At 37.3% G+C, this 7,852-nt stretch carries 5 protein-coding genes and 1 pseudogene; all 6 read left to right on the top strand.

The window, feature by feature from the left end:
* A pseudogene (locus tag ACT6XC_RS06760) lies at positions 1-1,081 on the top strand (hypothetical protein); the annotation flags it as partial.
* A 29-nt stretch (positions 1,082-1,110) separates the two neighbouring features.
* Complete coding sequence (locus tag ACT6XC_RS06755) at positions 1,111-4,056, top strand: tetratricopeptide repeat protein (protein ID WP_443741263.1); 2,946 nt, start codon at positions 1,111-1,113, stop codon at positions 4,054-4,056.
* A 66-nt stretch (positions 4,057-4,122) separates the two neighbouring features.
* A complete protein-coding gene (locus ACT6XC_RS06750) occupies positions 4,123-5,799 on the top strand; it encodes a hypothetical protein (protein WP_443741262.1) in 1,677 nt (558 codons plus the stop codon).
* A gap of 26 nt (positions 5,800-5,825) precedes the next feature.
* Complete coding sequence (locus tag ACT6XC_RS06745) at positions 5,826-6,437, top strand: MotA/TolQ/ExbB proton channel family protein (RefSeq protein ID WP_443737381.1); 612 nt, start codon at positions 5,826-5,828, stop codon at positions 6,435-6,437.
* Entirely contained in the window at positions 6,437-6,841 is a 405-nt protein-coding gene (locus ACT6XC_RS06740) for an ExbD/TolR family protein (RefSeq protein ID WP_078930560.1), read from the top strand. The genes ACT6XC_RS06745 and ACT6XC_RS06740 overlap by 1 nt, the downstream gene beginning before the upstream one ends.
* On the top strand, positions 6,842-7,852 hold the full coding sequence (locus ACT6XC_RS06735; RefSeq protein WP_443741261.1) for a hypothetical protein: 1,011 nt from the start codon (positions 6,842-6,844) through the stop codon (positions 7,850-7,852). It begins immediately after the preceding gene.

The raw sequence follows: 7,852 nt of genomic DNA, 5'->3' as shown, positions 1-7,852 counted from the left end.
ATTTTGCCGGGGATTCGTGCGGGGGCTGGGTGTAAAGGATTCAAAAAACTCAAAACCTCTTTTTTTGAGAATTTATTTTTCGCAAGACAGCGATGAATTTGTGCAGTTTGCGCCGTCTGGAGCAAAAACTCTGTCAGATTTTGTAATTTCCGGACTTTACGCTGCTCATTCTGTTCCTTTGGGAATTCCGTTTGAAAAACTTTATACACTTTCTTTTGAACAGATTTTTTCTTTGACAGAAAATCTTCTTCCCTGGAAGTATGCTGACCGTCAGCAGGGACAGTTCGAGTCAAAATTGCAGATGATTGCAGCAATTCGCAAAAATCTTGAAAGAATTGTTTTTTGTCCAGACAGTTGTTACGACGAAAATGGAAAACCGATTTTTATTTCGTCTGGCAAAGAGCGGAAAATTGATTTTAAAGAAATCGAAAAAACTTCTGGAAAAATCGAAAATCCTGTTGTTGTGGACGATGCTGGATTTTTAAAATGGATTTGCGATGGTCTTGTTGAACCTGTAACCGGAAGTTTTCTTTATCGAAATCCTCTTGTTATGCCGACTTCCGAAGAAAATAAAACTGGCAAAAAAAGCATAATTTCTCAAAATTACTATCTTTCTTTTTCGCTTGATTGGTGCAGAAACCTTGCAGCTGCTGTTCTTTCGGTAAAATCTCAGAGAAATTATCTATGGAAAAATTCTGGTGTTGACGTGACTCTTGAACCTTTTGCGTCCGAAGTTACTGCCCGCGGAATTACTCAGACTGCTGGCTATCTTAAAAATTCGGGGTATCAGATTGAAAAACTAAAGCCTCTTCTTTTTGTGCTAGCTTCGACTGAGCCAACTTATTGCTATCTTGCGGCAATAAAACGTCCTTTGCAGGACAAAAAACTGTCTGATTCTGAAATTTTTGCGTTCGACCGTTGCGCAGTTATTTTTCCGCTTTATGACAAAAACGGACGGTTTAACTGTGTGATTTTTGAAAATGGAAGGGAACTTACTTTTAAACAGTTCGCTGAAAAATATAAGGGAAGTTTTATTCATCTTTCCAGGGTTTTGACTGAAAATAATTTTTATTTACAGTAGAAAATAATTTTTTTGAAATAAGTGTTTTTATGAAAAAATTGAAAAAAATTGAAAAAAAAATAGTTTTTGGAGCGTTGTTTTGCGTTTTTGCAGGAGCAATTTCTTTTGCTCAAAGTGAATCTTCGTTGGCTTTTCAAATGCAAAATGCTTATGACAGTGGATTTTATCCAGGAGTTGTGCTTTATGCAGACCAGATTTTGAGTTCAGAGTCAAAATCGGTTTACGAAGCAAAAGCAATGGTTTTTAAAGGCGAAAGTCTTTTTAAAATGGGAAGAATAAAAGATTCCCTTGAAATTCTTTCTGCCGCCGAAAAATCTGCAAAAAATAGTCCTGAGCTTAATTCGGTCCGCTGTTTTTGGACTGGTCGCGGTCTTTTTGAATTGAATAAAAACGAAGCCGCTTTGCCATATTTTTATAAAAGTGCGGAAATCTTAAAAAATGCTGGACTGGAAAAAAAATCGGTTTATTCTCAGGCAATCTTGTATTCTGGAAAAACTCTTGTGCGCTTAAAAAAGTTTGAGACAGCGACAGAGTGTTTTGAATATGCACTTCAAAACGGGAAAAAATTTTCGTCTGGAGAATATGAAGAAGCGTGCGTAAATTTTTTTGAAAACTGTGTTCGCGCCGGAAATTATAAAAAGTGCGAAGAATATTTTATTCAGCTTGAAGAACTTGGGCAAATTGAGAAAATTGATTTTTCGCAAGAAGCAAAATACAGAATTCTTCTTGCTTATGGTCAGGCTCTTGAAAATCTTGGAAAATTTTCTGACTGCTATGACTGTTACGTGAAAGTTTTGACAGAAGGACCTTCAAGCCTTGCCGCCCTCGCAATGCAAAAAGCGTACCTTGTTTCTAGTTCTCATCAAAATCAAATCAAAAAAGATCCTGCCGAAGTTATCGAAAAGGCAGAACTCTTAAAAAAAGAAAAACCGGAACTTGTAAGTGAATTTTGGACTAGACTTGCAATCGATGCATTCAATTCAAAACAATATGAAAAATCGCTTTCCTATTTTAAAAATGCCGAAAAAAATAATTCAGTTCAGCTAAAACAACTTGCCTTGCTTTATTCTGCCGAAATAAATCTTTTGACTTCAAAAGAAGAGCTAAAAACGGCTGCAAAAAATTCTTTGGAAATAATAAATTCTGGCTGGAATGAATGCGGTTTTGAAAAAGAAAAGTTTTATTATTCGGATGCGATTGCGGCAAAAACTCGGTATTTTGGGCTTTCTGAAAATTGGGAAAATTCCTTAAAAACCGCTCAATCTCAGATTTTGAACGAAAATTCTTCTGCGGCAAAAAAAACTCTGATTTATTGGGCGGCTCTTTCTGAATATTCCCTCAAAAATTATGAGGGCGCCCTAAATTTTTTAAATTCCGAAAACTATTCGGATGATGAATTTCTGTTTTTAAAAGCCAGAATTTTTGCAAAAATTGGAAAATCGTCCGACGCAGATTCAATTTTTTATGCGCTTGCAAAAAAAGGTTTTCTTGATAACGACGGAAAACTTGATTATATTCGCACGCTTTTAAATGCCGGGCACTTGATTTCTACGATTGAGCAGGCAGAAAATGCGCACGGAAGCGAGTCGGATTACATGAAGGCTCTTGCGCTTTTTAACCAGAAAAACTGGCCGGAAGCGGAAAAATATTTTGAAAAATCGATTTCTGATAAAAAATTTGATTCAAAATATTCAAATCTGGCAAAATTTTATCTCGGATACAGTCAGTACCAACTTGAAAAATACAAAACCGCCCTTGAAAATTTGGAAAGTTTTGTAAAAAATAGCGGAGAAAACGCCCTAAATTTCCAGGCTTTGGTAACAGCGGCAAAATGCGCCGCTCAAATTCAAAATTATTCGGAAGCAGAAAAAAATGCAAAAAATGCACTTTCTTCTTCTAAAAATCAGGAGCAAAAAAATGAATCTGTGCTCTTGCTTGCAGGAATTTATTCGGATTCGAAAAAATACGATGAAGCGATAAAACTTTTAAAATCTTATTCTTCCGAAAAAAACAGTTTTGGCTTTGAATGTCGCTATTTGATGGCTCAATTTTTTGTTCAAAACAAAAATTTTGTTCAGGCTGATAGAACTTATTCCGAACTTTCAGAAGAAAAAAATGCCGGTTTGCTTGCAGAAGAGGCAACTTTCCGTCGCGGCGAACTTTTTTATGTAAGTGAAAATTATGAAAAATCAGCCCAGCTCTTTGAATCTTACCTTAAAAAATATCAGTCTGGAAAATTTTATCCTGCGGCGCTTTACTTTGAAGCGGACAGCCTTTTTAAAATTGGCAGAACAGAAAAAGCATCGCTTTATTTTATGGAGATTGTCGAAAAGTCGGAAAATTCTTCATATAAATATGATTCTGAAAAAAAACTGATTGAAATTTATCGTTCTCAGAAAAAATATTCGCAAGCCTTAAAAATTGCAGATAAAATGCTCCTTGAATACGGAAATCAGGCTGAAAAAGACGGAGTTTCCAGTTTAAAACGGGAATTACAGGCTTTGAATTCTGGAGCGGACAAAGAAATTTTCGAAAAAGAACAGGAATATGAAAGTGCTGGCGGAAGTAAAACAAAAAATGGACGAAAAATCGGCACTGAGCTTGCAAAAATTTATTTTGAAAAGCCGCAGCAGAAAAAGGCTGAAAATCTTGCACGGGAACTTTTTGAAATTCAAAAAAATAACGGTGATGAAATTGAGCTTGCTGGAAAAAATGCTGTCTTGCTGGCAGATATTTTGAGGTCGCAGAATAAAAATGCCGAATCGGCAGATATGTTTTTGGCTGCGGCGGAATTTGGACGGAAATGCGGAAACAGCGAAATTGCCGAACGTTCGCTTTACGGCGCGGCAGAAGCGTTTGATGCGGCTGGCAAAAAGGCAGATGCCCTTTCTACTGCAAAAACACTTATAGAGCTGTATCCAAAAAGTCAGTACGCTGCCGATGTTCAGAGAATTGTAAATCTTAAGGAAAACTGATTTAGCAAGCAAAATTCTTGCTAAAAAAATAACCGAATTTAACTGATGAGAGGTTTTTTGAAAAAAATGAAAAAGATATTTTTAGTTTTGACAGCATGTTTTTTCGGAACGTTTGTCTTTACGCAGACTGTGAGCGAAGTTCAGTCTCCAGAGAACGAAATCGAACTTCCAGACGTGACAACTGTAATTTCTGGAGGAGCGCTTACGGCTGGAAAAGACAGTGTTCCAGATTATAAAAAAATTCTTCCAGATAAAAATACTGGCAGCCTTGAATTGCCGGAAATGGAAAGTGTCCAGAAAAAAGAGCAGGTTTCGCAGCAGTACGTTCAAAATTCTTCTGACGAAAAAAGTGTCTATGCCCAAGGCAGCATTGGCGGCGGTTTTCCGTTTAGTTTTGCTGGCGATTTTGATATTTACCGAATGAGCGGAAATTCACCTTTTAAGGTTTCGTTTTTTCACAAAAATGCAGAAGATTTTGCAGATAAAAAAGCTGCCGACGGTTATTTTTTTAGAAAAACTGGAATTGAAGCAGAAAAAAAATTCTTGAACGAAAAGTCGGAATTCATTTTCTCTGGCTGTTACAAAAATCAAAATGAAGGTTTGCAGTCAAAATCTTCGATTTTTACGGATTATCTTTGGAACGACATTGACGGAAAAATGTCGGCAAAATGGTTCTTAAAAAATGGCTGGTACATTCAACTTGGCGGAAACGGCTCTTATTTTAATCGATATGGAACAAAATCGGCCGCTGCTTCAAATTTTGAAAACAAATGGGAAAAAAGTTCAAAATATTTTTCGTTTGTTCCTCGATTTTTAGCAGGCTGGAAAAATTCAATGTTCGATGTAAATTTTCTCGCAAAATACGAAACCCAGCTCAACGTAAAAGAAACAGATTCTCTCGAAAAAGCACCTGAGGCTTCGAGTGCAGAAGCCGTTCACAAGGGCGAATTCAGGCTGAATTTTGACTGGACGGATGAAAATGTAAAAGTTTATGCTTCTGCTGGTGTGATTGCCGGAAATTCCATTGGAAAGCAAAATGTCCTGTTTCCGTTTTTGCTCGGTGGAAAAGCTGAAATTCCATACGGACTTTCTTTTAGACCTCTTTGCCTGAAAATTGAAGGCGGACTTGATTCTGTTTTGGAATCTGCTGGAAATCTTGAGCAAAAGTATCTTTTTGCAGCGCTTTACTGTCTTTCTTCCGAACAGAGCGACTGGTATGGACAAATTGCGGCTTCGGTTCCTGTCCAGGATTTTTTCAGCGTAAATTTGAGCGGAGAATTCAGAAAAACTGCTTTTGATAACGGAGTTTGGACTCCAGCTTATAAAACTTCTCCGTCGTCAGCAGGTTTTTACGTTATAAAGCAGGAAAATCGGACTGAATTAAAATCGGTTGCCGAACTTTCTGCAGATTTTGAAAAATTAAAGTTTTCTGGCTCATGGAAGTCTTACTGGCTCGATGTTCCGTCTTACGAAGATGAACAGAGTTTGACGGCTTCTGTTATTTTTGAGCCAGACAATTTGTGGAATTTAAAGGCTTCCGTTACCCAAAATCTCGGAGACGATGCTGAAAAAGTGCCTGTTCTAGATTTTTCTGGTTCTGTCAGAGCTTCAAATTCAATTCGCCTTGCTCTCGAAGCAACAGATATTATAAAATTGGTTACCGTAAAGACGAGGGCTTTTGCTCATAGTCAATACAAACAGAATTGCGGACATATAACGGCACTTGTAAAATTTCAATTTTAATAGAAATAAAATGGGGGAAATAAAAAATGTTTAGTTTAATAAAATCCGGCGGAATTTTGATGATTCCGATTATTCTTTGTGGAATTGCTGCAACTTACATTATTATCGAACGCCTTCTATACTTTAAGAATTTGCGTAAAAACGATTCACTTTTAAAACTTCAGTTGAATGCAGTTTTGCTCAAAAAAGATTATGAAGCTGCTGCGGCGCTATGTGTTGCCTGCGAAACTCCATTTTCCCAGGTTGTGCAAAAGGCAATTTCTGTCCGGAACCTTGAAGACAAGTATTTAAAAGAAATCGTTGAAACCGAAATGGAGACTGTAATTCCGCAGTACGAACATTGTCTTACACTTCTTGGAACAATTGCAAATATTTCCACCTTGCTCGGTCTTTTTGGAACTGTAACCGGAAACATCAAGGCTTTTGGCGTTCTTGGCGCTGGAGCGAGCATGGGAAATCCTGCTGTTTTGGCAGGAGCAATCGCCGAAGCTCTTGTGACGACGGCAGCCGGTCTTTTTGTTGCAATTCCTTCAATGATTTTTTCAAATTATTTTACGCGTCTTGTAAACAAAGAAATCGTGATTCTTGAATCTTCTGTAACGGAAGTAGTCTTAAAATTGACAGGACATTTGCTTTAATGAAAATACGAAGAAGAAGAGGTGTTTCTGCTGGTGCGGATTTAACGCCGATGATTGATGTTGTTTTTCAATTAATTCTGTTTTTCCTGGTTTCTACGACATTTGCCGTTTTGCCTGCAATCAATGTAAATCTTCCTGAAAGTGAAACTTCGCAAGCGCAGTCAATTGCAGGAATTACAATTACAGCCACTGCCACAGGAAAACTTTTTTTTAATGACGAAAAAATTACAATTCAATCCATGGACAAAAAACTTAAAAATTTTGACACCGAAGGAAAAAAGCGTGAAGAATATCCTGTAACGCTTGAAGCCGATGAAAAAGTGACGAATGGAACAATTGTAAAAATTTTCGATGTTTTACGGAAAAATGGATTTGTTTCGGTGAATTTAAGGACGACTGACTAAATGACAGAACTGCAAAAAAAACGAAATTTGTATGCTTTGACAGGAACTGCCGGCATTTGGATTTTTATTTGCATTTTATTTTCTCTTTTTGCGCTGTTGCCTCAAAAACCAGTTTATAAAACTGTAAAAATTACACTTTCGGAAAACTCAACTCCAAAAATTACAGAAAAAAAACAGGAAGCAGCCCCTCCAAAACCTCAAAATCAGGAAATAAAAAAACAATCTCAGTCAAAACCTCAGACCGAACAAAAAGCATCTGCTCAAAAACCGTCAAAACCAGTTTCTGAAAAAAAGCCTGAGATAAAACAAAATATCGCATCAAAAAAATCTTCTGTTTCTGAAAAAACTGCCGTTCAAACCTTGCAAAAAAGCGTAGACGAACTTATGGCGGAGCAGTGGACAAAAAAAAAGGCGGTAAAAAAAGAATTTGATTGGAGCCAGTTTGATGATGAGGCGGTGGAAAACGTTTCTGAAAATTCCAGCGTGCCAGTTACAGCAAACAATTCAAAGGCTGATATTTTTGAAGGAACTGCTGGAAAAGCTGTCGACAAGGATTCTGCCGTTGTTGCTGGAAGCAAAACCGAAAACACTGGTTCTGCCTCAGATTCAACTTCTGCTGCGCTTGAAAAAATTTCTTCTGCGGTTTACAGCGCAAATTTTGGTAACGGCGTTACTGCAAGTTCTACCGTAAAAAGTGCAAGCGCTCCAAACGGAAAAATCGCTCTTCTTATGAACGACGGAAGTTCTAGAACTTTGTTGGAGCCTGCAAAGCCGGTAATTGCGCTTTCGGAAGCTGCATCAGCGACAATTGATACGACAAAAAATCTTACGGTAAGATTTACTGTGCTCGCAAACGGACATGTCGATTTAAACAGCATAAAAATCACTCCAGGAGCGATTATAACATCTATCGTTCAAAATGAAATTTCGACACAAATTTCTACCTGGCGTTTTAATCAGGATACTTCTTCTGCAACTGCAAGTTTTCCGTATAAAATTGAAAAAAGATAA

The organism is Treponema berlinense, from assembly GCF_052273165.1.
In the GTDB taxonomy this organism is placed as follows: domain Bacteria; phylum Spirochaetota; class Spirochaetia; order Treponematales; family Treponemataceae; genus Treponema_D; species Treponema_D berlinense_A.
Note: the sequence above shows the minus strand (reverse complement) of the source record. Positions and strands in the feature narration are given on the sequence as shown.